General features: G+C 69.2%; 21 protein-coding genes and 1 riboswitch. Of the genes, 15 read left to right on the top strand and 6 right to left on the bottom strand.

What is annotated here, in order from left to right; translation table 11 throughout:
• The first annotated feature begins 57 nt into the window (after nucleotides 1–57).
• Both rluD and pgeF read left to right on the top strand, forming a co-directional pair.
• A complete protein-coding gene (rluD, locus tag BP05_RS07185; protein WP_496361920.1) occupies nucleotides 58–1032 on the top strand; it encodes a 23S rRNA pseudouridine(1911/1915/1917) synthase RluD in 975 nt (324 codons plus the stop codon).
• Nucleotides 1033–1036: 4 nt separating this feature from the next.
• Nucleotides 1037–1810 carry a peptidoglycan editing factor PgeF gene (gene pgeF, locus BP05_RS07180; protein WP_496361918.1) on the top strand — a complete coding sequence of 258 codons (774 nt, stop codon included), beginning with the start codon at nucleotides 1037–1039 and terminating at the stop codon, nucleotides 1808–1810.
• Between the two features lie 134 nt (nucleotides 1811–1944).
• On the opposite strand, the gene otsA is transcribed toward pgeF, so the two are convergent.
• The 3 genes from otsA to otsB are packed head-to-tail and all read right to left on the bottom strand — an operon-like array spanning nucleotide 1945 to nucleotide 5885.
• On the bottom strand, nucleotides 1945–3309 hold the full coding sequence (gene otsA, locus BP05_RS07175; RefSeq protein WP_496362322.1) for an alpha,alpha-trehalose-phosphate synthase (UDP-forming): 1365 nt from the start codon (nucleotides 3307–3309) through the stop codon (nucleotides 1945–1947).
• A complete protein-coding gene (locus BP05_RS07170) occupies nucleotides 3306–5078 on the bottom strand; it encodes a glycoside hydrolase family 15 protein (protein WP_496361916.1) in 1773 nt (590 codons plus the stop codon). Before BP05_RS07170 ends, otsA begins: the two co-directional genes overlap by 4 nt.
• A gap of 39 nt (nucleotides 5079–5117) precedes the next feature.
• Nucleotides 5118–5885: a trehalose-phosphatase gene (gene otsB / locus BP05_RS07165; protein WP_496361914.1), complete on the bottom strand. Its 768-nt coding sequence runs from the start codon at nucleotides 5883–5885 to the stop codon at nucleotides 5118–5120.
• A gap of 131 nt (nucleotides 5886–6016) precedes the next feature.
• Between otsB and clpB the strand changes: the two genes are divergently transcribed.
• The 3 genes from clpB to BP05_RS07150 all read left to right on the top strand — a co-directional run bounded on the left by clpB (nucleotide 6017) and on the right by BP05_RS07150 (nucleotide 12423).
• Nucleotides 6017–8602: an ATP-dependent chaperone ClpB gene (clpB, locus tag BP05_RS07160; protein ID WP_496361912.1), complete on the top strand. Its 2586-nt coding sequence runs from the start codon at nucleotides 6017–6019 to the stop codon at nucleotides 8600–8602.
• A 196-nt stretch (nucleotides 8603–8798) separates the two neighbouring features.
• A riboswitch (cobalamin riboswitch) is annotated at nucleotides 8799–9042 on the top strand.
• A gap of 112 nt (nucleotides 9043–9154) precedes the next feature.
• A complete protein-coding gene (btuB, locus tag BP05_RS07155; protein ID WP_496361910.1) occupies nucleotides 9155–11044 on the top strand; it encodes a TonB-dependent vitamin B12 receptor in 1890 nt (629 codons plus the stop codon).
• An 83-nt stretch (nucleotides 11045–11127) separates the two neighbouring features.
• Complete coding sequence (locus BP05_RS07150) at nucleotides 11128–12423, top strand: cobyrinic acid a,c-diamide synthase CobB (RefSeq protein ID WP_496361908.1); 1296 nt, start codon at nucleotides 11128–11130, stop codon at nucleotides 12421–12423.
• A gap of 64 nt (nucleotides 12424–12487) precedes the next feature.
• Here BP05_RS07150 and BP05_RS07145 read toward each other — a convergent pair whose 3' ends face one another.
• Together BP05_RS07145 and ybaL are read right to left on the bottom strand one after the other, a co-directional pair.
• Nucleotides 12488–13132 (bottom strand): YceH family protein, encoded by a 645-nt coding sequence (locus BP05_RS07145; RefSeq protein WP_496361906.1) that lies wholly within the window; start codon nucleotides 13130–13132, stop codon nucleotides 12488–12490.
• Nucleotides 13133–13145: 13 nt separating this feature from the next.
• Nucleotides 13146–14828, bottom strand: a complete 1683-nt coding sequence (gene ybaL / locus BP05_RS07140) for a YbaL family putative K(+) efflux transporter (protein WP_496361904.1) — start codon at nucleotides 14826–14828, stop codon at nucleotides 13146–13148.
• A gap of 200 nt (nucleotides 14829–15028) precedes the next feature.
• On the opposite strand from ybaL, the gene BP05_RS07135 reads away from it, so the two are divergent.
• The 3 genes from BP05_RS07135 (at nucleotide 15029) to BP05_RS07125 (ending at nucleotide 19451) form a co-directional block, all read left to right on the top strand.
• Nucleotides 15029–16879: an ABC-F family ATP-binding cassette domain-containing protein gene (locus BP05_RS07135; RefSeq protein WP_496361902.1), complete on the top strand. Its 1851-nt coding sequence runs from the start codon at nucleotides 15029–15031 to the stop codon at nucleotides 16877–16879.
• Nucleotides 16880–16975: 96 nt separating this feature from the next.
• On the top strand, nucleotides 16976–19003 hold the full coding sequence (locus BP05_RS07130) for a hypothetical protein (RefSeq protein ID WP_496361900.1): 2028 nt from the start codon (nucleotides 16976–16978) through the stop codon (nucleotides 19001–19003).
• Nucleotides 19004–19109: 106 nt separating this feature from the next.
• Entirely contained in the window at nucleotides 19110–19451 is a 342-nt protein-coding gene (locus BP05_RS07125) for an FmdB family zinc ribbon protein (RefSeq protein ID WP_496361898.1), read from the top strand.
• A 75-nt stretch (nucleotides 19452–19526) separates the two neighbouring features.
• On the opposite strand, the gene BP05_RS07120 is transcribed toward BP05_RS07125, so the two are convergent.
• Complete coding sequence (locus tag BP05_RS07120; RefSeq protein ID WP_496361897.1) at nucleotides 19527–20417, bottom strand: DUF3011 domain-containing protein; 891 nt, start codon at nucleotides 20415–20417, stop codon at nucleotides 19527–19529.
• Between the two features lie 192 nt (nucleotides 20418–20609).
• On the opposite strand from BP05_RS07120, the gene aspS reads away from it, so the two are divergent.
• The 7 genes from aspS (at nucleotide 20610) to ruvA (ending at nucleotide 25848) form a co-directional block, all read left to right on the top strand.
• Complete coding sequence (aspS, locus tag BP05_RS07115; RefSeq protein ID WP_496361895.1) at nucleotides 20610–22385, top strand: aspartate--tRNA ligase; 1776 nt, start codon at nucleotides 20610–20612, stop codon at nucleotides 22383–22385.
• A 5-nt stretch (nucleotides 22386–22390) separates the two neighbouring features.
• Nucleotides 22391–22684, top strand: a complete 294-nt coding sequence (locus BP05_RS07110) for a DNA primase (RefSeq protein WP_496361893.1) — start codon at nucleotides 22391–22393, stop codon at nucleotides 22682–22684.
• 1 nt (nucleotide 22685) lies between these two features.
• Complete coding sequence (locus BP05_RS07105) at nucleotides 22686–23201, top strand: GNAT family N-acetyltransferase (protein ID WP_496361891.1); 516 nt, start codon at nucleotides 22686–22688, stop codon at nucleotides 23199–23201.
• Between the two features lie 31 nt (nucleotides 23202–23232).
• The gene (locus tag BP05_RS07100; protein ID WP_496361889.1) at nucleotides 23233–23877 is read left to right on the top strand and encodes an esterase/lipase family protein; all 645 of its coding nucleotides are present in this window, start codon (nucleotides 23233–23235) and stop codon (nucleotides 23875–23877) included.
• 95 nt (nucleotides 23878–23972) lie between these two features.
• Nucleotides 23973–24704: a YebC/PmpR family DNA-binding transcriptional regulator gene (locus BP05_RS07095; protein ID WP_496361887.1), complete on the top strand. Its 732-nt coding sequence runs from the start codon at nucleotides 23973–23975 to the stop codon at nucleotides 24702–24704.
• Nucleotides 24705–24722: 18 nt separating this feature from the next.
• Complete coding sequence (gene ruvC / locus BP05_RS07090) at nucleotides 24723–25244, top strand: crossover junction endodeoxyribonuclease RuvC (protein WP_496361886.1); 522 nt, start codon at nucleotides 24723–24725, stop codon at nucleotides 25242–25244.
• Nucleotides 25245–25257: 13 nt separating this feature from the next.
• Entirely contained in the window at nucleotides 25258–25848 is a 591-nt protein-coding gene (ruvA, locus tag BP05_RS07085) for a Holliday junction branch migration protein RuvA (RefSeq protein WP_496361884.1), read from the top strand.
• Nucleotides 25849–25870: the final 22 nt, after the last annotated feature.

Here is a 25870-nt window from a genome sequence, read left to right as displayed (position 1 = left end):
AGGCACGAAATCCGGATAATAGCAGCCCCGCGATCCGCCCCCTGAACCTTCGCCCCCATGAGCGGTTCCGCCGAAACCCTTTCCGCCATCGTTCCCGACAGCAGCGCCGGCCGTCGCTTCGACGCCGTGCTCGCGGATCTTTTTCCCGATTACTCACGTTCGCGCCTGGCCGCCTGGATCAAGTCCGGCGATGCCCGCCTCGACGGCAACCAAGCGCGTCCGCGCGATCCAGTGCGCGGCGGCGAGCTTGTCACCGTGACCGCGGTGCTCGAGATCCAGACGCATTCGGAGCCCGAGGACATCGCGCTCGACGTGCTGTACGAGGACGAGCACGTCTTCGTCATCAACAAGCCCGCGGGCCTGGTCGTGCATCCCGGCGCCGGCAACCCCGCCGGCACGCTGGTGAACGCGCTGCTGCACCGCGACCCCGCGCTCAACGCGCTGCCGCGCGCGGGCATCGTCCACCGACTCGACAAGGACACCTCCGGCGTCATGGTCGTGGCGCGCACGCTGCCGGCGCACACCGCGCTGATCGAGCAGTTGTCCTCGCGCCAGGTCCATCGCCAGTACCTCGCGGTGGTCGTCGGCGCGCTCGTTTCGGGCGGCACCGCCAACGCGCCGATCGAACGCCATCCGCGCGACCGCATCCGCATGGCCGTGCGCGACGATGGCAAGGACGCGGTGACGCACTTCCGCCTGCGCGAACGTTTCCGCGCGCACACCCTGCTCGAATGCAGGCTGGAAACCGGCCGCACCCACCAGATCCGCGTGCACATGCAGCACCTCAAGCATCCCATCGTCGGCGACCCGCTGTACGGCGGACCGCTGAAGCTGCCCAAGGGCGCGACGCCGGAGCTGATCGAGGCGTTGCGCGGATTCCGCCGCCAGGCGCTGCACGCCGAAGTGCTCGAATTCACCCACCCGGTCAGCGGCGAAGCGGTGCGCTGCAGTGCGCCCATGCCGGACGACATGCGTGCGCTGGTGCGCGCCCTGCATGACGACGCCGTCGCCGCCAAGCAGGGCGGTCGCTGAGGCCATGCACCCCGCCTTCCTTCCGGCCGCCTGGCCCGTGCCCAAGTCGGTGCATGGCTTCACCACGCTGCGCCACGGCGCCGGGGTGTCGCAGGCGCCGTTCGACAGTTTCAACCTGGGCCTGCGCGCGGGCGACGACGAGACCGCGGTGCTCCGCAACCGCCAGCAACTGGCCGAGTTCGCGCGCCTGCCGTCCGCGCCGCACTGGCTGCGCCAGGTGCACGGCACCGGGGTTGTACGCGTCGATGACGTGCGCATCGATGGCACGCACGCGACCGCCGAACCCGAGGCCGACGCCGCGGTGACCGCCACCCCGGGCGTGGTACTCGCCATCCTCACCGCCGACTGCATGCCGGTGCTGTTCGCGGCCAAGGACGGCAGCGAAGTCGGCGCCGCGCACGCGGGCTGGCGCGGACTCTCCGCCGGCGTGCTGGAAGCCACGATCGCCCGGCTGCGCACGCCGCCGGATCGGCTCCTGGCCTGGCTCGGTCCGGCCGCGGGCCCCCAGCGCTACGAAGTCGGGGTCGAGGTCTACGACGCGTTCGTGGCCAACGACTGGGGCGCAGGGCGCGCCTTCACCAGCACGCGTCCGCAGCACTGGCACGTCGACCTTTACGCGCTCGCCCACCGCCGCCTGGAAAAGGCCGGCCTGCGCGCGCACGACATCCACGGCGGCGCGCTGTGCACGATCGCCGATCCGCAGTCGTTCTATTCGCATCGCCGCGACCAGCGCACCGGGCGCATGGCGTCGCTGGTGTGGATGGATCCCGCGCGCTGACGCCGGGCGGCGACGCTGCCCTTTCGGGCCTTGCCGGGCCACCGCTTCGCTGCGTTGCCGAGGCAAATACGCGCGCTGCACCTGCACCAGCACCTTGCCGGCGACGCGGAGGTCGCGAGATCGCTTCCTGATCGTCAGGCCGCGCGCAAGGTCGCGAGGAAATGCTGCCGCCACGCGGTGATGTCGTGCTGGCGCAGCTGGGCCATCATCGCCTGCCAGCGTTCGCGCCGCTCTTCCAGCGGCATCGTCACCGCGGCCGCGATCGCATCGGCGACGCCGTCCAGGTCGTAGGGATTCACCAGCAGCGCCTGCGGGAGTTCGCGCGCGGCCCCGGCGAAGCTCGATAGCACCAGCACGCCCGGATCCGCGCCGTCCTGCGCGGCGACGAATTCCTTGGCCACCAGGTTCATGCCGTCGCGCAGCGGCGTCACCAGCGCGACCCGCGCGAGCCGGTAGAAGCCGGTCAGCGACGCGTGCGGATAGTTGCGGTTGACGTAGCGCACCGGCGTCCAGTCGGCATCGGCGTGGGTGCCGTTGATGTGGCCGGCGAGCTGCTCCAGCTCCTGGCGCAGGGTGCGGTATTCCGGCACCTCGCCGCGCGAGACCGGCGCGATCTGCAGGTAGGTCATGCGCCCGCGCTGCTCGGGATGGCGCTCCAGGTAGCGCTCGAAGGCGCGAAAGCGCTCGGGCAGTCCCTTTGAATAGTCCAGCCGGTCCACGCCGATCGCGAGCGCGCGCCCGGACAGGCTCGCCGCCAGCCGCTTCGCGCTGGCCTTGCCGACCGAACGCGCGGCCAGTTCGCTGATGCGCGCGGTGTCGATGCTGATCGGAAACGCGCCGGCACGCAGGCGGCGGCCTTCGGCGGTTTCCAGCACGCCGTGCTCGACCACGCGGCCGCGGCCGAACAGGCGCACGTAATCCTGGAAGCGTTCGAGGTCGCGTTCGGTCTGGAAGCCGACGAGGTCGTAGGCCGACAGGCCCTCGAACAGGCGGCGATGGTCGGGCAACGCGGCGAGCAGGTCCGAGGACGGCATCGGCACGTGCAGGAAGAAACCGAGCCGGCAGCGGATGCCGCGCTCGCGCAGCGACTGCGCCAGCGGGATCAGGTGGTAGTCGTGCACCCAGACCACGTCGTCCTCGTGCAACAACGGCGCCAGCTTTTCCGCGAACAGCGCATTGACGCGGCGGTAACCCGCATACATTTCGCGGCTGTAGTCGACCAGGTCCATGCGGAAGTGCAGCAGCGGCCACAGCGTGCGGTTGGCGAAGCCGTGGTAGTAGTCGTCGCGGTCCTGTTCCGACAGGTCGACGGTGACGTAGCGGATCTTGCCGACCAGGGTTTCGTGCATGCGCCCGGATTCCGCCGCGACGTGGCCGCTCCAGCCGAACCACAGCCCGCCGGCTTCCTCGATCGCGGCTTTCAGCGCGATGGCCAGGCCGCCGGCGCGCGCCTCGCCGGGCGTGGCGACGCGATTGGACACCATCACCAGCCTGCTCACACCGCGTCCCGCCATGGCCGCGACAGGCGCATCGCCGCGATGATCAGGCCCACGTGCGAGTACGTCTGCGGGAAATTGCCCCACGGCTCGCCGTCGAAGGCCAGGTCCTCCGACAGCAGGCCCAGCGGATTGCGCTTGGCCAGCAGCCGCTCGAACATGCCGCGCGCCTCGTCCTTGCGCCCGATCGCGGCCAGCGCATCGATGTACCAGAACGTGCAGATGGTGAAGCTGGTCTCCGGCACGCCGAAGTCGTCGGCGGCGGTGTAGCGGTATAGCGCGTCGCCACGCTTGAGGTCGCGGCCGATGGCCTCGACCGTGGCGATGAAGCGCGGATCGTCGGCGGCAATGAAGCCCAGGTCCGCCAGCAACAGCAGCGACGCGTCGAGGCGATGGCCGCCGAAGGTGTCGACGAAGTGGCCGCGTTCGGCATCCAGCGCGGCGTCCATGATGCGCACGTGCATCTGGTCGGCGCGCACGCGCCAGAACGCGGCCCGCTCCGGCAGGCGCAGGTGCAGCGCGATCTTGGCGAGGCGGTCGCAGGCCGCCCAGCACATGGCGGCGGAGTAGGTGTGCGTCTCGGCACGGCCGCGGAACTCCCACAAGCCCGCGTCGGGTTGCTCATAGAGTTCGAACGCGCGCTCGCCGATCGGCTCAAGGCGCGCGAAGCTGGTGGCGTCACCGGGGCGGTTGAGGCGCTGGTCGAAGAACAGCTGGGTCGAGGCCAGCACCACGCTGCCGTAAACGTCGTGCTGCTTCTGCAGCCAGGCCAGGTTGCCGCGGCGCACCGGGCCCATGCCGCGGTAGCCCGCGAGCGAGGGCACTTCCTCCTCGGTCAGTTCGGTCTCGAAGCCGATGCCGTACAGCGGCTGCAACGCACCGGACTCGAACGTCGCCAGGTTGGACAGGTAGCGCAGGTAGTCCTCCATGGTGCGCGTGGCGCCCAGGCGGTTGAGCGCCCGCACCACGAAGGCGGCGTCGCGCAGCCAGCAATACCGGTAGTCCCAGTTGCGCACCGTATGCGCAGCTTCCGGGATCGAGGTGGTGATCGCCGCCACTATCGCGCCGGTGTCCTCGTACTGGCACAGCTTCAGCGTGATCGCGCTGCGGATCACCGCCTCCTGCCATTCCAGCGGAATCGAGAGGAAGCGCGTCCATTCGCGCCAGTAGTCCACCGTGCGCTCCTCGGCCAGGCGCACGTACGGCCCGACCGGTTGGGTCAGCGTTTCATCGGGCCCAAGCACCAGGTGGATGTCGCGATCGAGCACGAACGGCAAGGCATCGCGCACCATGCGCACCGGCACGTCGCAGGTGAGCCGCAGGGTGACGCCCGCGAGCAGATAGCGCACGTGGTTGCTGCCCCAGGTGATCTCGGGAATGCGCGCGCCGTAGTCGGCCAGCGGCCGCAGCAGCACGCGGATGCGCGGGCTGCCCGACAGCGGACGCACGCGCCGCATCAGCATCACCGGGCGGAAGAAGCGGTCGTGGTGGCGCCAGCGCGGGGCGAAGTCGGTGATCTCCACCGCGCCGCCGTTGCCGTCGCGCAGCACCGTGCGCAGGACCGCGGTGTTGGGCAGGTAGTGCTGTTCGGCGGCGACGCAGTCCTGCAGCTCGATGGTGTAGTCGCCGCCGTCGATCCTGGGCGAGAGCAGCGCGCAGAAGGCCGGATCGCTGTCGAAGGCGGGGACGCAGCCCCACACGATGCGGGCACGGTCGTCGACCAGTGCCGCGATGCTGCCGTTGCCGATGATGCCGAGATCGAGCGTGGACATGCGCAAATCCTTTCGACGGAGGGCCACCGCGGCCGTGGGTCAGGCGGCCGCCTCCTCGGGCGACAGCGCGTATGCGGCTTCGCGCAACCACGCGCGCACCGCCTTCGGGTCGTGCAGGGCGTGCGTGGCGGCGCTGTCCGCCCGCGTGCCAACCAGCACGCTGATGCCATGGCGCGCGTTGACCGCGTCGAAGCCGTGCTCGTCGGTCAGGTCGTCGCCGATGAACACCGGCACGCGGTCGCGGAAGCCGTCACTTTCCAGCAACGCGACGATCGCATCGCCCTTGTCGTGGCCATCGGGCCGCAGTTCCAGCACGTCGTGCCCGGGTTGCAGGCAGTAGCCGGGCAGGTCGATCAGCGCCGAGTTGGCGAACTCGTGCAGCGGCTCTTCGGCGACGGGTGCGTTGCGCCAGTGCAGGGCGATGGTGATGCCTTTGTCCTCCACCAGTGCGCCCGGGAATTTCGCGGCCAGGTCGCGCGCGGCGGCGAGCACCGAAGCGAACGCGGGCGGAAGCGCATGCCCGTCGCGGATGCCCTCGCGCCGTTGCAGGCCGTGCAGGCCGATCGCGGGCAGGCGCAATGGCGCGAACAGGGCGTCGATTGCCTCCAGCCGCCGTCCGCTGACCAGTGCCAGCGCTCCGCCCAGCGCTGCGTGCATGCGTTGCAGGTCGCCGACGAGGTCGGCAGGGACCTGCACGCCCTCGGGCGAGCTCGCCAGATCCAGCAGGGTGCCGTCGACGTCGAGGAACAGGGCCCACCGGGCGGTGGGAGGCGGGGGCGGCGGCAGGCGGGCGGGGTCTGCGCTCATGCACGGCATTGTGATGACCGGTATGTAAGCGTCAGGTGGATGGGGTGGCCGGGCGCTTGAAAGCCAGCGCCGCGGCCGCATTTCCGGAGCATTGCGGCCGGGCGCCGCCCCGACTTTTCCAGAGGTTTCCCATGCGGATGGACAAGCTCACATCGCGCTTCCAGCAGGCCCTGAGCGATGCGCAGTCGCTCGCCGTCGGTCGCGACCACAGCGTCATCGAGCCGGTGCACCTGATGACCGCGCTGCTCGAGCAGAGCGGCGGCAGCACGCGACCCTTGCTGGCGCAAGCCGGGGTGAACGTGCCGCTGCTGCGCGAGCGCCTGGGCGAGGCGCTGGAGAAGCTGCCGAAGGTGACCGGCCAGGCCGGCAATGTCAGCGTCGGCAACGACCTGGCGCGCCTGCTCAACGTCACCGACAAGTTCGCCCAGCAGCGCGGCGACGGCTTCATCGCCACCGAGCTGTTCGTGCTCGCGGCGCTCGACGACAGCGGCGAAGTCGGCCGCGCGCTCAAGGCCGCCGGTGCGAGCAGGCAGAAGCTCGAGGCGGCGATCGACAAGGTCCGCGGCGGCGAGGCGGTGCAGTCGGAGAACGCCGAGGACCAGCGCCAGGCGCTCGACAAGTACACCATCGACCTCACCGCGCGCGCCGAGAGCGGCAAGCTCGATCCGGTGGTCGGCCGCGACGAGGAGATCCGTCGCACCATCCAGGTGCTGCAGCGCCGGACCAAGAACAATCCCGTGCTGATCGGCGAGCCCGGCGTCGGCAAGACCGCGATCGTCGAGGGCCTGGCCCAGCGCATCATCAACGGCGAAGTGCCCGAAGGCCTGCGTGGCAAGCGCGTGCTGTCGCTGGACATGGGCGCGCTGATCGCCGGCGCCAAGTTCCGCGGCGAGTTCGAGGAACGGCTGAAGGCGGTACTCAACGACCTGGCCAAGAACGAAGGGCAGGTGATCCTCTTCATCGACGAACTGCACACCATGGTCGGCGCCGGCAAGGCCGAGGGCGCGATGGACGCCGGCAACATGCTCAAGCCCGCGCTCGCACGCGGCGAGCTGCACTGCATCGGCGCGACCACGCTCGACGAATACCGCAAGTACGTGGAGAAGGACGCCGCGCTGGAGCGCCGCTTCCAGAAGGTGTTCGTGGGCGAGCCCAGCGTCGAGGACACCATTGCCATCCTGCGCGGCCTGAAGGAGAAGTACGCCGTGCACCACGGCGTGGAGATCACCGACCCGGCGATCGTCGCCGCGGCCACGCTGTCGCACCGCTACATCGCCGACCGCCAGCTGCCCGACAAGGCCATCGACCTGATGGACGAGGCCGCCTCGCGCATCCGCATGGAGATCGACTCCAAGCCGGAGGAGCTCGACCGCAAGGAGCGCCGCCTGATCCAGCTCAAGATCCAGCGCGAGGCGCTGAAGAAGGAGAAGGACGAGGCCTCCAAGCAGCGCCTGGCCGACCTCGAGGACGAGATCGCCCGCCTGGAGCGCGAGTTCAACGACCTCGAGGAAGTGTGGAAGGCCGAGAAGGCCACGCTGCAGGGCGCGACCAAGATCAAGGAGCAGATCGAGCAGGCCAAGCTCGAACTCGAGGCGGCGCAGCGCAAGCAGGACTTCGCCGCGATGAGCGAGATCCAGTACGGCCGCATTCCCGAACTCGAGAAGCAGCTGCACGCCGCGCAGGAGGCCGAGACCAAGGGCTTCACGCTGCTGCAGGACAAGGTCACCGCGGAGGAGATCGCCGAGGTCGTCTCGCGCTGGACCGGCATCCCGGTCAGCAAGATGCTCGAGGGCGAGCGCGAGAAGCTACTGAAGATGGAAGACGTGCTGCATGGCCGCGTGGTCGGCCAGGACGAGGCGATCAAGGTTGTCGCCGACGCGGTGCGCCGATCGCGCGCGGGCCTGTCCGATCCGAACCGGCCCTCGGGTTCGTTCCTGTTCCTCGGCCCGACCGGCGTGGGCAAGACCGAGCTGTCGAAGGCGCTGGCCGAATTCCTGTTCGACAGCGCGGACGCGATGGTGCGCATCGACATGAGCGAGTTCATGGAGAAGCACGCGGTGAGTCGCCTGGTCGGCGCGCCTCCGGGCTACGTCGGCTACGAGGAAGGCGGGTATCTCACCGAGGCGGTGCGCCGCCGTCCCTACAGCGTGATCCTGCTCGACGAGGTCGAGAAGGCGCATCCGGACGTGTTCAACATCCTGCTGCAGGTGCTCGACGACGGCCGCCTCACCGACGGCCAGGGCCGCACGGTCGATTTCCGCAACACCGTGATCATCATGACCTCGAACCTGGGCAGCCAGATGATCCAGGACATGGCCAGCGACGACTCGCCCGAGGCGTACACGCAGATGAAGGCCGCGGTGATGGGCGTGGTGCAGGCGCACTTCCGCCCGGAGTTCATCAACCGCCTCGACGATATCGTCGTGTTCCATCCGCTCGACAAGGCGCAGATCCGCGAGATCGCGCGGATCCAGTTGCGTGGCCTCGACAAGCGCCTGGCCGAGCGCGGCCTCAAGCTGGCGCTGTCCGACAACGCGCTCGCGCTGCTCGGCAACGTCGGCTTCGACCCGGTGTACGGCGCGCGTCCGCTCAAGCGCGCGGTGCAGCAGCAACTGGAGAACCCGCTGGCGCAGCGCATCCTCGCGGGCGAGTTCGCCAGTGGCGACACGGTGCAGGTCGAGGCCGAAGGCGGGCAGCTGGTGTTCCGCAAGGGCTGACGCCGCGGCGATCGGGCCGGGAGGCAGGTCTGTGTGCGCACCATGTTGACCGGCGGGACTTCAAGAGCCGCAGCCCCCTGAGTCAGGGGGCGATTCGCGCCGCAGGCGCGAATGGGGGTGTGGCAGCGCGCGTAGGGGCCCGAAGTTTGCGCAGCAAACTTTGGGGTTCACCGGACGCGAGCCTGGGGAACACGCTAGACTGCGCGCCGCCTGAGGTGACCGCCGGCCAGGCCGGTGGTTGAAACGGGAATCCGGTGCGCCGCGTGTCTGGTCGACACGACGAGCAATTCCGGAGCTGCCCCCGCAACGGTAAGTGTTGAGCCAGGATGGCTCGGGACCGGCGAATGCCACTGTGCGCACTGCACGGGAAGGCGCCGCTCCCGGACGCGATGACGCGTCCGCGCACGAGCCCGGAGACCGGCCACAGGCCTGACCCGACATGCGGTGGGCATTGTCGCGGGGGCCTCGCTGTCGCGTGGCGTCTCGCGCTCCTTCCGCCTGTCTTTCGTTCCCGACACCACGCGCGGGCAGGCGCGTTCCAAGGAGTTTCCCATGCAGTTCCGCAGTTCCCGTCTTACCCGCCGCTCGCCGCTGGCGGCCGGCCTCGTGTGCGCGATGCTCACCAGCGCACCCGCCTTCGCCGCCGATGCTTCGGCCCAGGCCACCGACATCGACGATGTCATCGTCACCGCGTCGCGCACCGCGCAGGCGCAGGACGCCACCCTGGCGGCGCTCAGCGTGATCACGCGTGCGCAGATCGATCGCCTGCAGCCGGCGTCGCTGCCGGACCTGCTGCGCGGCCAGGTCGGCCTGGCGATTTCCAACAACGGCGGCATGGGCAAGGAAAGCTCGGTGTTCCTGCGCGGCGCCGAATCCGACCACGTGATCGTGCTGGTCGACGGCATCCGGATCGGCTCGGCGACCGCCGGCAAGGCGGCGCTGCAGGACATCCCGGTCGACCAGATCGAGCGCATCGAGATCGTGCGCGGTCCGTTCTCCAGCCTGTACGGTTCCGAAGCGATCGGCGGCGTGATCCAGATCTTCACCCGTCGTCCGCAGGGCGCGTTCTCGCCGAACTTCAGTCTCGCGGTCGGCAGCCACGACACCGCGCGCCTGGCCGCCGGCGTCGGTGGCCGCGGCGAGAGCGGCTGGTATTCGGTGAATGCGGCGCACGAGCGCACCGACGGCATCGACAGCTGCCGCGGCGCGGGCTTCCCGGTCTTCGCCGGTTGTTTCACCAGCGAGCCCGACAAGGACGCTTACCGCAACACGTCGCTGTCCGCGCAGGGCGGCTACCGCTTCAACGAGCAGTGGGATGCCGAAGCGCGGCTCATGCGCGCCGAAGGCCGCAACGAATACGACGGCGACTTCCAGAACCGTTCCAGCGTGGTCGAGCAGATCGCCAACGCGCGCCTGCGCTACCGGCCGACGCAGGCCCTCACCCTCACGCTCAACGCGGGCGAGAGCGCCGACCTCAGCGACGACTACAAGGATGCGGCCGCGGTGGGGCATTTCGACACCCATCGCCGCCAGGCGTCGCTGCAGGCCGACATCGCCGCGGCTGGTGGCGTGTTCTCGGTGGGCTTCGACTGGCTGCGCGACCGCGTCGACAGCGACGCAGGATACGCGGTCACCCAGCGCATCGACCGTGGCGCGTTCGGCCAGTGGCAGCGCACGTTCGGTGCGCATTCGCTGCAGCTGAGCGTGCGCCGCGACGAGGACGACCAGTTCGGCGGCGAGACCACGGGCGCGGTGCTGTGGGGCTGGGACTTCACCCAGGCGCTGCGCTTCACCGCGCGCTACGGCACCGCCTACAAGGCGCCGAGCTTCAACGAACTGTACTTCCCGTTCTTCGGCGATCCGACCCTGCAGCCGGAAACGTCGCGCAGCGCGGAACTGGACCTACGTGGCCAGCATGCGTGGGGCGGCTGGTCGGTCAATGCGTTCGAGACCCGCGCCGAGGACCTGATCGCCTACGATCCGACGCCGCGCGCCGGGCTGCCCTTCGGCGGCGCCAACAACATCGACAGCGCACGCATCCGCGGCGTCGAGCTCACCGGCGAAACCACGCTGGCCGGCTGGAGCCTGCACGGCAGCGCGACCTGGCTGGATCCGCGCGACGACGAAGGCCAGGACCGCGACAACCTGCTGCCGCGCCGCGCCCGCCAGTCCGCGCGCTTCGATGCCGACCGCCGCTTCGGTGCCTTCAACCTTGGTGCCAGCGTCACGGCGGCGGGCTATCGCTACGACGATCCGGCCAACACCCGCCGCATGGGCGGCTATGCCACCACCGACCTGCGCCTGGGCTACGCGCTGACGCCGGCGTGGACGGTGCAGCTCAATGCCGACAACGTGTTCGACAAGCGGTACGAAACCGCTGCGTTCTACAACCAGCTGGGCCGTACCTACCTGCTGAGCGTGCGTTACCGCCCGGCGGAGTGAGTCCGCATGCGCGTCGCTCCGGAAGCGGAGCGGCGCGCAGCGGCGTCGCGCGGTAAGGTCACGGGCGAACCCAGGCCGCAACGATGACCGCCGATCGCCACTGTCCCGCGCTGCTCGTATCCGCACCCGCCTCCGGCCAGGGCAAGACCAGCGTCACCGCCGCGCTCGCGCGCTGGCACACACGCCAGGGCCGGCGGGTGCGTGTCTTCAAGACCGGGCCGGACTTCCTCGACCCGATGGTGCACGCGCGCGCCAGCGGCCATCCGGCGTACCAGCTCGACCTGTGGATGAACGGCGAGGCGGACGTGCGTGCGCGCCTGCACGCGGCCGCGGCGGAAGCCGACCTGATCCTGGTCGAAGGCGCGATGGGATTGTTCGACGGCGCGCCCTCCAGCGCCGATCTGGCGCAGACCCTAGGCCTGCCCGTACTCGCGGTGATCGACGGTGGCGCGATGGCGCAGACCTTCGGCGCGGTGGCCATGGGATTGGCGCGTTACCACGATGGCGTCCAGGTCCATGGCGTCGCGGCCAATCGCATCGGCGGCGCCTACCACGCGCAACTGCTCGCGCAGAGCCTGCCGGCGCCGCTGCGCTGGCTCGGCGCCTTGCCGGACGACGATCGCCTGGCGCTGCCGGAGCGGCACCTGGGGCTGGTATCGGCCGGCGAACTCGACGATCTGGAGGCCAGGCTCGATGCGCTCGCCGACGCCTGGGCCGTGCACGCCGATGCATCGCTGCCGCCGCCCGTCGCCTTTCCCCGCGGCGATGCGGCGCCGGTCGCCCCGCGATTGCGCGGCGTGCGCATTGCCGTCGCCCGCGACGACGCGTTCTGCTTCCTCTACCCGGCCAACCTCGAACTGTTGCACGCGGCCGGCGCGGTGCTGCGCTTCTTCTCGCCGGTCGCCGGCGATGCGTTGCCCGATTGCGATGCCGTGTGGCTACCGGGCGGCTATCCGGAGTTGCATCTGCACGCGCTCGCGCAGAACCTGCATCTGCGCGATGCGCTGCACGCGCACCGCGATGCCGGCAAGCCGCTGCTGGCCGAGTGCGGCGGCATGCTGTACGCACTGGATTCGCTGGCGGGGGTGGATGGCGCGTCGCTGCCCATGGCCGGCCTGTTGCGCGGCGATGCCCGCCTGCAACCGCAGCTGGCCGCGATCGGACTGCAGGCGGTGCAGCTCCCGGAAGGCCAATTGCGCGGGCACACCTTTCACCACGCGCAGGCCGACATCGCCGCCCCGCCGCTGGCCACCGCGACCAATCCCAACGGCGCGCCCAGCCGGGAAGCGGTGTACCGCGATCGGCGCCTGACCGCGAGCTTCGTGCACTTCTACTTTCCGTCGCATCCCGAGGCGGCGATGCGGCTGTTCCTGCCCTGAGCGTGGCCGGTTAGCGTGCCGGCGTCATGCGCCTGCTACGCCGCGGGCAGCGGCATCGCGGGTTTCACCCTTCGGAGTTCGTGCTGCCGAGCGCCGCCAGGCGCGCCTCGAGTTCCGCCACCCGCGCTTCCAGGTCGTTGATGCGCTCGGCCAAGCCGGTACGCGTGGCGGCGGGAGCCGTGTCGGCCGCGTCGACCGCGACGTCCGGCTCGCCGCACAGCAGGTGCGCGTAGCGGTCGCCGCGCTGGCCGCCCTGTCGCGGCAGCATTACGGCCAGGCCGCGACTGGCCAGGCGCTCCAGCGCGTGTACCACGTCGTCCACCGATTCGAATTTCGCCATGCGCTCGCCGCGCGTCATCAGCTCATGCGCGGTCTGCGGCCCGCGCAGCATCAGCAGGGCGAGCAGCGCGCACTGCGGCTGGGTGACCTCCAGCATGCGTTCGACCCGATGCGAATAGCGCTCGGCGCGGCTGGAATGCTGCGACTTCACCCAGCCCTTGGGTTCCAGCTGCCGCAGCGCCTGCGCCACTTCGTCGGACGCGAGTTCCATGGTCGGTTCGCGCGCGGTCTTCTGGTTGCAGGCCAGCACGATCGCGTTGAGCGTGAGCGGATAGGCGTCCGGCGTGGTGGCTTCCTTCTCGACCAGCGAGCCGAGGATGCGGGCCTGGACCGGGGTGAGGCGCGCTTCGCGTTGGGTTTCGTCCGTCATGTCATGTCTCCCGTCAGGTCGTGGCCGGCGGCAGGTGGCGTCCGCCGCGGTAGGGCGGCGTCGCCATGACCATCTCGGCGAAGCTGTGCGCGAGTTCGCGCTCGGCCATCACCGCGGCGTCCGCGCCGTGTTCGAGCAGGTGCTTGACCTCGGTGTCGCTGTGGCCGCGGGCGACGATGCTCAGGGTCGGATTCACCTTGCGCAGGGTGGCGATGATCTCGCCGGCTTCCAGCGCGTTGGGTATTGCCAGCAACGCCATGTGCGCGCGCTCGGGTGCGGCTTCGCGCAGCACGCTTTCGTTGACGGCGTTGCCGCGGATCGCCGGCAGGCCGTCGGCGCGGGCGCGGTCGACCAGGTAGTCCTCGCCGTCGATCACCACCAGCGGCACGCCATGCTCGCGCAGCACCCGGGCGAATTCGCGGCCGACGCGGCCGTAGCCCACCAGCAGCACGTGGTCGCGGATGCCTTCCGGAATCGGCGGCGCTTCGTCGTCGGCCCGCTTCTGCGCGATGCGCTTCTCGGCCGCGGTGCGGCGATCCAGCCATGCCATCAGCAGCGGGTTGAAGGTGATCGAGAGCAGGGCGCCGGCGAGGATCAGGTCCTGGCCGTCCTTGGGCAGCACCTGCAGCTGCACGCCGAGGCCGGCGAGGATGAAGGAGAACTCGCCGATCTGGGAGAGCGAGATCCCCAGCAGCAGCGCGGTCGTGCCGGTCTTGCCGAGCAACCGCGACACCGACCAGGCGGCCATGCCGTTGCCTGCCACCACGATCGCGAAGGTCGCCAGCACCTCCACCGGGCGCTCGATCAGGATGCTCGGGTTGAACAGCATGCCGACCGAGACGAAGAACAGCACCGCGAACGCGTCGCGCAGCGGCAGGGTCTCGTTCGCGGCTTCATGGCTGAACTCGGATTCGTTGAGCAGCAGGCCGGCGAAGAACGCGCCCAGGGCGAAGGAGACGCCGAACAGTTCGGCCGAACCGAACGCCACGCCCAGCGCGATCGCCAGCACGCACAGGGTGAACAGTTCGCGCGAGCCGGTGCCGGCCACGCGTTCGAGGATCCATGGCACCACCCGGCGTCCGACCAGCAGCATCACCGCGATGAAGGCGCCGACCTTGAACACGGTCTTGATCAATTCGGTGAGGATCGCGGTGGCGTCGCCGCCTTGGCCCTTGAGCATGCCGACCATCGCCGGCAGCAGCACCAGCACCAGCACCATCACCAGGTCTTCGACGATCAGCCAGCCCACCGCGATGCGGCCGCGGGTGGTGTCGAGCAGGCGGCGCTCCTCCAGCGCGCGCAGCACCACCACGGTACTGGCCACCGAGAGCGAGATGCCGAACACCAGCGCCGCGCCATTGTTCCAACCGAACGACCGCCCCAGCGCCCAGCCCAGCAGCGACACGAACACGATCTGGACCAGTGCGCCCGGTACCGCGATCCGCTTTACCTCGAGCAGGTCCTTCAGCGAGAAATGCAGGCCGACGCCGAACATCAGCAGGATCACGCCGATCTCCGCCAGCTGCGGCGCGAGCGTCTGGTCGCCGACGAAGCCCGGCGTAAACGGGCCGGCGATGATCCCGGCAACCAGGTAGCCCACCAGCGGCGACAGGCGCAGGCGCTGCGCCACCGCGCCGAAGATGAAGGCCAGGCCGAAGCCGGCAACGAGGATGGCGATGAGGGAGGTGTGGTGCATTCGACCTCGTTGTCGGTGGGCGTCGATACCCATTGGGGCCACGGGAGGGCGGCATCCAGCGCGGCGCGGGCAACGGCCCCATCCTGCAAAGGCCAGTCCGGCGAAGGCCGGCCCCACTAAGGCCGGTCGAGCGCGGGGACGATCATTTCATGGAGCCTGTGCGGCCGGATTCACCGGGCCGTCCCCGTACAATACAGCCCATGATTGCTTTCCGTGATTTCGCCCTGCGCCGGGGCGAGCGCCTCCTTTTGTCCAACGTCGACCTGGCCCTGCACGCGGGCTGGCGCGTGGGCGTGATCGGCCGCAACGGCACCGGCAAGTCCTCGCTGTTCGCGGCGATCCAGGGCGAGGTCGAGGCCGACCGCGGCGACATCGACGTCCCCGCGCGCGTGCGCATCGCCAGCGTCGCGCAGGAAACCCCGGCGCTCGACGATCCCGCGCTCGACTTCGTCCTCTCCGGCGACGCTGTGGTGCACGCCGTGCTGCGCGCCGAGCGCGAGGCGATGGAACGCGAAGACTGGGAAGCCGTCGCCGAGGCGCACCACCGGCTTGAGGAGATCGGCGGCTACGACGCCACCGCGCGCGCGGGCAAGCTGCTGCACGGCCTGGGCTTCACGCCCGACACCCACGAGCGCGCCGTGAAGGAATTCTCGGGCGGCTGGCGCGTGCGCCTGAACCTGGCGCGCGCGCTGATGACGCCGTCGGACCTGCTGCTGCTCGACGAACCCACCAACCACCTCGACCTCGACGCGGTGCTGTGGCTGGAGCAGTGGCTGTTGAAGTATCCGGGCACGCTGCTGCTGATCTCGCACGACCGCGAGTTCCTAGACGAGGTCACCACCCACACGCTGCACCTGCACGACGGCAAGGCCAAGCTGTACACCGGCGACTACACCGCGTTCGAGCGCCAGCGCGCCGAGCACCTGCGCCTGCAGCAGATCACCCACGAGAAGGTGCAGGCCGAGCGCGCGCACCTGCAGAGCTTCATCGACCGCTTCAGCGCCAGCGCCGCCAAGGCCAAGCAGGCGCAGTCGCGGGTCAAGCGCCTGGCCAAGATGGCCAACACCGAGGCGGTGCGCGTCGAGCGCGCGCTGCGGATCGAATTCCCGCCGCCGGCGAAGCTGCCGCACGCGCTGCTGCGCCTGATGCATGCCGATTGCGGCTATGGCGAGCACGTGGTTCTCGACCAGGTAAGTTTCATCCTCGAAGCCGGCGACCGGGTCGCACTGCTCGGCCCCAATGGCGCCGGCAAGTCGACGCTGGTGAAGTCGCTGGTCGGCGAGATCCCGCTGCTCACCGGCGAGCGCGGCGGCCATCCGGACCTGCGCATCGGCTACTTCGCCCAGCACACGGTGGAGTCGCTGCGCGAGGGCACCAGCCCGATCGATCACCTCGGCGACATCGCCCCGGGCGTGTCGACGCAGCAGCTGCGCGACTTCCTCGGCAAGTGGAATTTCCCCGGCGACCGCGCGTTCGAATCGGTCGACAAGTTCTCCGGCGGCGAACGTGCGCGCCTCGCGCTGGCATTGATCGCATGGCGCCAGCCCAACGTGCTGCTGCTCGATGAACCGACCAACCACCTCGACCTGGACATGCGCGAGGCCCTGGCCGAAGCGCTGGCGACGTTCGATGGCGCGATCGTGCTGGTCTCGCACGACCGCCACCTGATCGGCCTGGTCTGCGAAACGTTCTGGCGCGTGGCCGATGGCGTGGCGCAGCCGTTCGACGGCGACCTCGATGCCTACGCGGTGTGGCTGCGCACGCGCGAGAGCAGCGAGGCCAAGCCCAAGGCGCCGGCGAAGGCCGCCCCCGCGCCCGTGGTGGCCGGGTCGAAGAAGAAGGCACCGAATGCGCACAAGCTGGCCGAGGCCGAGGCCCGCGTCGCCGAGCTGGAGTCGAAGCTGCACGCCATCGACATGGACCTGGCCGATCCCGATGTCTATGCCGATGGCGGCACCAATGCCAGCGAGTTGTCGCGCCAGCGCGATGCGTTGGCTGCTGACCTGGCCACCGCCGAGGAAGCGTTGCTATCCCTGTACGACGCGGCGTGATCGCTCGCGGCCCCGCCGCGGGCCGGGCTGTCATCGCACCTGTGCATCCCGCTACCATGCCGTCCCAGTTGCGCTCGTACTGACTTAGGGGAAGGGATGAATCTGAAGAAATGGATGGCGGTCGCCTGCGTGCTGACCGCCGGCGGTGCCGCTGCGCTTGTTTTCACATCGGAGCTGGCTGCCGTCCGCGCCGAGCGGCAATTGGAGCGCCAGCAGGCCCAGGCGCTTTCCACCGCGCGCACGACGTCCGCGCGGCCGGGGGCGGTCGCGTCGGTCACGATCGACGGCACCGTCATTGGCAGCGCGCCGATGGCGGGCACGCTGACCCTGCGCGTGGGCAACGCGGTCTCAACGCGCGCCATCTCGGTCTCGCCGGATTACAGCTTCGTCGTCAGCAGCGCCCAGAGCAACGACATGGTCTCGATGGAGATCGCGACCCCCAGCTACCGCTTCGCCTCGCTGCTCGGCAGCTTCGGAAAGCTCAAGCGGCAGGCCGGCACCGACGGACGCCTGTCCGCAGCCGAATCGGATCGCGTCCGCGTCACGCCTTTCAGCACCGCGATGTACTTCTTCGTCCAGCGTGAACTCGGCCGCCTGCCGGCGTCGGACGCCGAGCACGAGCGCGTGGTCCGTTCCCTCATGAGCGACGACCTGTTCGCGGCCGCCGGCATTCTCGATGACCTCGCCCAAGGTCGCACCGTGTTGCCGGCAGGCTTCCCCGACGGCTACGCGCTGCTCCGGGATCGAACCGCTTACCGCGCATACATCGCGCAGAACGGCAGTGGCAGCTTCAATCCCATGTCGGCCCCGTCGGTGCCGATCCTTCCGGGCCAGTTGAGTCCGAACATGCTGCTGACGGGCGCCATCCCTCCGCGCGGCATCGCGATGTTCAACCCGGGCGTGCGAATCCTCAGCCAGGACGGCAGCAGCTGGAATTCCTACGCCGACTCCCGGCGGAACTCGCGTTTCACGCCCAGCTTCCCGGCATCCGGCGACTTCGTGCTGGCCGCGCAGGGGACCGTCACTTCGGACGCATTGACCGGCACCCCGGTGGATCCGTCCCAGACCAGCGTGTTCGCGGTGGAGCGCAGCCAGATCGTGCGTGAAACCTATCGCCAGCTCTTCGCCGGCGACCGTTACAGTCTGTGGGCCGTGCGTACCGAAGTGGTCATAAGCTATCCGGAATACCCCGCACAGGCACCGAAATCCGCTTCACGCCTGGCGCTGTACGCGGTCTCCAGCCTCGACGGCGTGCTGCCGTTCCGGCCGACGGACGTGGCCGGCGATCGCGGCTTGCCGTTTGCCTGCAAGCGGTCACTGGCGACGGGGGTAGCGCAGCAACTGGAGACCTGCGAAAGCGCGGTGCATCACTTCAGCGGCAACAACCTCGGCTCCACCGAGCGCGTGGGCTTGAAGATCGACGCCATCGGCCAGCCGGTGGTGGCGAACGGAAGCGAGCTGTTCCAGTGGAGCATCAACCGCCGCATGCGGTTGGACCTGACGTATCTCAACGTGACCGCGAATTACTGGCGCCTGGAGCACGCCAATGACGCGGTGGATACGCTGGCGTTCCTGGCGCGTTCCCAGGACGGCGCGGACACCCTGTCGGTGGTCGGTCTGACCGGCATGATCAATGCGAACCTGTCGGGCGACTTCGCCGACCTGGCGCCGTCGGGGATCTGGCGCTACTGGAGTTTCGATTCCGCGCGGACGCCCTACGGCTACACCCAAGACCTGGTGCCGGTCACCACCGTTTTCGATCGCAAGCCGGATGGCACGACCACCCGCAACGATACGTACTACTACGACCCGCCGGATGGCCCCTACGACTTTAGGGTTCGTTTCGGCTGGCAGCTGTTCGATGGCAGCCTTTACGAGACCCGTTACCGCGCCAATGTCAGTACGGGCGTCCCGTACACCAGCGGGTTCAGCAGCTGCGCCCAGGCCTATCTGCGCGGTGCGACCCAGTGCGCCCCGTACCAGATCCGCTACTTCCGGCCGCTCGCCCGGGTGGGCAACCGCCTGTATGGCCTGCAGGAGTCCTACCTGCTGGGCAGCTCCAGCTACGCCCAGCCGTACAACTTCATCCGGTCGACCAGCGTCAATTACATCGAGAAGCAGTGACCCGGCGCCGCCCGGTCATCCTGCATGGCCGGGCGGGGCGCCGCTTGATTTGGGTCGCAACGCCCCCAGACTCTGGGCCTCTGTTCGCAGCACGTTTTCCCCGCCCATGCCCATCTACGCCTTCGAATGTGCCGCCTGCGGCCATAGCTTCGACCGCCTGCAAAAGCTGTCCGATCCGGACCCCGCGAGCTGCCCGGCCTGCAACCAGGAGCAGGTGCGACGTCAGCTGACGGCGCCGCAGTTCCGCCTGGCCGGCGGCGGCTGGTACGAGACCGACTTCAAGAAGGACGGGGACAAGAAGCGCAACCTGGCGGGCGAGGGCGGGTCCTCACCGGCCACCGACAGCAGCAAGCCGGCGGAGGCGAAGCCAGCCGAGAGCAAGCCTGCCGAGAGCAAGCCCGCCGAAAAGAAGTCCGAGCCGGCCAAATCCGCGGCGAAACCCACCTGACATGGCCAAGCGGTAAAGTCGCAAAAAAGGAACGGCGGCCGAGGCCGCCGTTGCTTTTCTGCGGATTGCCCGCCGTCAGTTGCCGAAGCGGCCGCGGCAGCCGCCGTCGACCCAGATGCGATTGCCGCTGGCCATGCCCCAGGTGCGCCCCTCGATGCAGCTCTGCTCCGACAGTTGCTGGATCAGGCGCGGCCGGCCCTGGCCCGGCGGCCAGTTGCAGGTGGTGTAGCGGCCGTTGTCGCTGGCGCACGTCACGGTGTAGCCATTGCCGCCACCGTTCCAGTTGCCGCGGATCGGACCGAACTCGGCACGGCAGCCCGCCCAGACCGTGACCTGGCCGTTGCTGCTGTTCCAGTTCTGGCCTTCGCGACAGGCGCGGTCGGAAAGCTGCCGGACCACCTGGGAGCGTCCGCGCCAGGGCGTCGCGCAGTTGCGGGTGCGGTTGTCCGAACTCTCGCAACGGATCGTGCCGGCCTGGCCGCCACCCCAGCCCTCGACGAATTCGGCGCGGCAGCCGCCCCAGACCGTGACCTGCCCGTTCTGCGAGCTCCAGTTGCTGCCTTCGACGCAGCGGGTCCCGGACAGCTGACGGCCCAGCCGGGAGAACCCGTTCCAGGGCGTCCGGCAGACGCGGTTGCGGTTGTCGGTGCTTTCGCAGCGGATGGCGCCGCCCGCGATCGGACCGGTGGAGTTGCCGGCCAGCGACTGCGAGATGTCCCGCTGGATGTCGCTGAAGCGCCAACTGGAGCGGTTGACCTGGTCCAGGTAGAACTGCAGCTGGTCATTGGCGATCTCGCGGCCGGCCTGGTCCCGGTACTCCTGGCGGATCACCCGGACCTGGTCGTTGTAGGACAGGGTGCGCAGATCCTGCGGCGCATAGGCCCGGGTCTGGTATTGCGCCGTGGCCGGCGCGGACAGGGCCAGCAGGCACATGGCCGCCAGCATCGGTTTCAACAGCGTCTTCATGAGCTGCCCCTTCTCGATCGGTGAAATTCCCGCGGCGGGGAGCCCGCCGCTGCCTTGTGCACAACACGCCGGCAGCAAGTAATGCGCCGCTGCCGTTAAAATGCCGTCTTCCCCGCCCACGGGGCCGCCTGGTATCGCGGCCGCCGCCTGGCCCACGCCGTGGCCGGAACGAATGCATTTCCCGGAGTCTTCATGCGTACCCACTTCTGCGGCCTCATCGATGAGGCCCTGATCGGCCAGACCGTGACCTTGTGCGGCTGGGCCGACGTTGCCCGCAACCTCGGCGGCCTGTGCTTCATCGATCTTCGCGACCATGAAGGCATCGTGCAGGTCGTCGCTGAACCGGCCGCCAATGTTCCGGGTAACGCCGAAGTCCTGTCAGCGGCCGCTCATGTCGGCTACGAGGACTGCCTGCGCATCACCGGCGTCGTGCGCAAGCGCGAATCGGTCAACAGCAAGATCCGCACCGGCCAGGTCGAAGTCGTCGCCACGAAGATCGAGCTGCTCAACAAGGCCGAGCCGCTGCCGTTCCACGCCCACGAGAATCCGGGCGAGGACATCCGCCTCAAGTACCGCTACCTCGACCTGCGCACGCCGGACATGCAGCGCAAGATGCGCACGCGGATCAAGCTGGTGCAGGCGCTGCGCCGTTACCTCGACGAGCGCGGCTTCCAGGACATCGAGACCCCGATCCTGACCAAGGCCACGCCGGAAGGCGCGCGCGACTTCCTCGTGCCGGCGCGCATGCACCCGGGCGAGTTCTACGCGTTGCCGCAGTCGCCGCAGCTGTTCAAGCAGATCCTGATGATGGCGGGCTTCGACCGCTACTACCAGATCGCGCGCTGCTTCCGCGACGAGGCCCTGCGCGCCGACCGCCAGCTCGAGTTCACCCAGCTCGACATGGAATTCGCGTGGGTGTCCGAGCGCGACGTGCAGGACACCGTGGAGGAAATGATCCGCGTCGTGTTCCGCGAAGTGATAGACGTCGAGCTCGATGCGGCGTTCCCGCGCATGACCTACGCGGAGGCCATGCGCCGCTACGGTTCGGACAAGCCGGACCTGCGCATCGCGCTGGAGCTCGTCGATGTCGCCGAGCTGGTGAAGGGCTGCGAGTTCGCCGTGTTCACCGCGGCCGCCAATGATCCGGACGGCCGCGTCGCCGCGCTGCGCATCCCCGGCGGCGCGACGCTGTCGCGCAAGCAGATCGACGAATACGCCGCGCACGCGGCCAAGTTCGGCGCCAAGGGCCTGGCCTACGCCAAGATCGACGAATCCGGTGCGATCAATTCGCCGGTCGCCAAGTTCTTCAGCGAAGACGCTTTCGCCGCGCTGCTCGGGCACGTCGGCGCCGGCAACGGCGACATCGTGTTCTTCGGCGCCGGCGCCTACAACAAGGTCAGCGACTTCATGGGTGCGGTGCGCCTCAAGGCGGGCAAGGACTTCAACCTCGTCGCCGACGCCTGGCGTCCGCTGTGGGTCACCGACTTCCCGATGTTCGAGTGGGACGACGAGGAAAAGCGCTACGTCGCGCTGCACCACCCGTTCACCGCGCCGGCCGTGGATTCGATCGAGGAGCTGCGCGCCAACGCGAAGACCGCGGTGTCGCGCGGCTACGACATGGTGCTCAACGGCAACGAGATCGGCGGCGGTTCGATCCGCATCCACAATTCGCAGATGCAGTCGGCGGTGTTCGAACTGCTCGGCATCGGCGCGGAAGAGGCCGAGGGTAAGTTCGGCTTCCTGCTCGATGCGCTCAAGTACGGCGCGCCGCCGCATGGCGGCATCGCCTTCGGCATCGACCGCATCGCGGCGCTGATGGCGGGCACCGAGTCGATCCGCGACGTGATCGCGTTCCCGAAGACCACCACCGCGCAGTGCCTGATGACCGGCGCGCCGTCGCCGGTGCCGGACGCGCAGCTGGCGGAAGTGCATGTACAGATTCGTCCCAAGCTTGTCTCCAAGGAATGAACCAAATGACCGAGACCGCATTTGCCCTGCAGTGGGAAAGACTCGCCAATGAAGGCGCCGACGCCGGCCTGGTGACCGAACGCGCCCGCGTGTTCGGTGGCTGGCTGGTGCGCGTGGGATCCGCGCCGAACGCGATGGCCCTGGCCTTCGTTCCGGACGGCGAAGGCCGTTGGGACGGCGAGGACTTCGGCGAGGACGACTACGAGTACGAAGAGGACGAGGAAGAGTCGGACGACGAGGAGTCGGACGACGAGGAGTCGGACGAGGAAGACGAAGAGTCCGAAGAAGACGACGACTGACATGCTGATCCGCCGCGCCCAGCCCACCGACGCCGCCGTGCTCGCGGAGCTGGGTGCGCGCACGTTCGTCGACGCCTTCGGTCACCTGTACTCGCAGGAAGACCTGCAGGCGTTTCTGGACGAATCGCACGCGGTGTCGGCGTACGCGACGCTCCTGCAGAGCCCGCTGTACGCGCTGTGGCTGGCGGAGGACCAGGGCGAGGCGATCGGTTACGCCCTGGCCGGACCCTGCGGCCTGCCGCACGCGGACGCGAAGCCGGAGGACGGCGAACTCAAGCGCCTGTACGTGACCGGCGCTGCGCAGGGCAGCGGCGTGGGCGCGCGCCTGCTGGAGCAGGCCCTGGCCTGGCTCGAGCGCGACGGTCCGCGCACGCTGTGGATCAGCGTGTGGTCGGAGAACCATGGCGCGCAGCGCTTCTACACGCGCTATGGCTTCGAGAAGGCCGGGGAATACGAGTTCATCGTCGGCAAGCAGCGCGACCACGAATTCATGTTCCGGCGCGTCCCGCGCCGGTAAAACGGCCGGCAGGTCCCTGCGAGCCCGCCTCATGTCCCAACGCGTCGTCCTCGTCCACGGCATCTGGATGCCGGGCACCGTCATGGCCTGGATGGCGGCGCGATTGCGCGAGGCCGGCTTCGATTGCGGGACGTTCCACTACCACGGCGTGACCCGCAGCACGGCGGAGGCGACGGGGCGGCTGCGCGACGAACTCGCCCGCGGGCCGGCGCATGTGCTGGCGCACAGCCTCGGCGGCCTGGTGACGCTGCAGACACTGCACGAGCATGCGCAGCTTCCGGTCCGGCGCGTGGTGTGCCTGGGTTCGCCCCTGCGCGGTAGCCGCGCGGTGCATGGCATGCGCCAGCATCCCTGGGCGGCCGCGACGCTCGGACACGCCGCGCCCCTGCTGGAGCGCGGCTTCGAACGGTGGCAGGGGGTTGCCGAAGTCGGTTCCGTAGCCGGCTCGCTGCCGCGCGGGCTGGGGCACGTGTTCGGGGATTTCGAAGGGGAGCACGACGGCTCGGTCGCCGTGGCCGAAACCCGCCTGCCGGGACTGGCCGACCATGCCGTGATCCGTGCCAGCCACAGCGGGATGCTGTTCTCCAGCGAGGCCGCGCGGCTGGCAATCCGCTTCTTCCGCGCAGGCCGGTTTTTCGCCGGGGACGACTTGGACCGGGTGGACGAGGCGCCATGACCGGCCTCCGCGCCTGCCGGCCACGCCGCACGCCCGTCGCCGCCGCGGCGGGGTAAAATTCCCAACTTCGTCACAAGCCACAGCACGGAACGTCCATGGGTAGAGGCCCTTCCATCGAGGCCCGCAAGAACGCGGTCGACGCGCAGCGCGGCAAGATCTTCACCAAGATCATCCGCGAGATCGGCGTCGCGGCGCGCGCCGGCGGCGGCGACCCGGCCGGCAATCCGCGCCTGCGTTCGGCAGTCGACAAGGCGCTGTCGGTGAACATGTCCAAGGACGTGATCGAGCGCGCCATCAAGAAGGCCACGGGCGAGCTGGAAGGCGTCGTCTACGAGGAGATCCGCTACGAGGGCTACGCGCCCGGTGGCGTGGCAGTGATCGTCGACTGCCTCACCGACAACAAGGTCCGCACCGTGGCCGACGTGCGCCACGCCTTCGGCAAGTTCGGCGGCAACCTCGGCACCGATGGCTCGGTGTCCTTCATGTTCAAGAAGCTCGGCGTGCTTTCGTACGCCCCGGGCGTCAATGAAGAGAAGATCACCGAGGCCGCGATCGAAGCCGGCGCCGACGACATCGTCGTGTACCCGGAGGACGGCGCCATCGACGTGATCACTTCGCCCGATGCCTTCGCCGACGTGAAGGCGGCGATGGAGGCGGCGGGGCTGAAGCCGGACCTCGCCGAAGTCACGCTGCGCGCCGACAACGACATCGCCGTCAGCGGCGACACCGCCCAGCAGGTCGCGAAACTGCTGCGCTGGCTGGAAGACATGGATGACGTGCAGAACGTCTACTCCAACGCCGACCTCGGCGAGGATGCCTACGCCTGACAGGCGTAAGCTGCGCACGTGACCCGTATCCTGGGAATCGATCCCGGCTCGCAACGGACCGGCGTCGGCATTGTCGACGCCGATGCGACCGGGCGTGCGCGCCATGTCTTCCACGCGCCACTGGTGCTGCTTGGCGATGGCGAATTCCCGCAGCGCCTCAAGCGCCTGCTCGATGGTCTCGCGGAGATCATCGAAACCTACCGGCCCGACGAAGTGGCGATCGAAAAGGTATTCATGGGCAAGAGCGCCGATGCCGCGCTGAAACTGGGCCATGCGCGTGGCGCGGCGCTGTGCGCCGCGGTGCTGCGCGACCTGCCCGTGCACGAGTACGCCGCCAAGGAAATCAAGCTGGCCGTGGTCGGGCAGGGCGGTGCCGACAAGGTCCAGGTGCAGCACATGGTCGGCGTGATGCTGGGCCTGCAAGGCAAGTTGCAGGCGGACGCCGCCGACGCGCTCGCAGTCGCGATCACGCATGCGCATGTGCGCTCGACCGCGCTGCGGTTGGGCGTGAGCACCAAACAGGCCTGGGGCCGGAAATGACGCGGGGACGCAAATGATCGGTCGTTTGAAAGGCATCGTGGTGCACAAGCAGCCGCCCTGGCTGGTCGTCGACGTCAACGGCGTGGGTTACGAGCTCGAGGCGCCGATGAGCACGTTCTACGACCTGCCCGAACTGGGCCGCGAGGTCTCGCTGTTCACCCACTACGCGCAAAAGGAAGACAGCGTCTCGCTGTACGGCTTCCTGCGCGAAGGCGAGCGCCGCCTGTTCCGCGACGTGCAACGGGTCAGTGGCATCGGCGCAAAGATCGCCCTGGCCGTGCTGTCGGGCGTCAGCGTCGATGAATTCGCGCGTCTGGTGCAGGCCGGCGACGTCACCGCGCTGACGCGCATTCCCGGAATCGGCAAGAAGACCGCCGAGCGCATGGTGGTGGAACTGCGCGATCGCGCCGCCGACCTCGCGGGCGGCGGGGCCACCTTGAACATGTCCGGCGCGCCGGCCGATCCGCAGTCGGAAGCCGTCATCGCCCTGCAGCAGCTCGGCTACAAGCCCGCCGAAGCCGCGCGCATGGCGGCCGCCGCCGTATCCGCCGGCGACGACGCCGCCACCATCATCCGCAAAGCGCTAAAGTCCGCGCTTCGCTGACGCCCGCTTCTTCGCGTCTTCA

Source organism: Lysobacter oryzae DSM 21044 (genome assembly GCF_059568595.1).
This window is presented reverse-complemented; position numbering and strand designations above follow the sequence as displayed.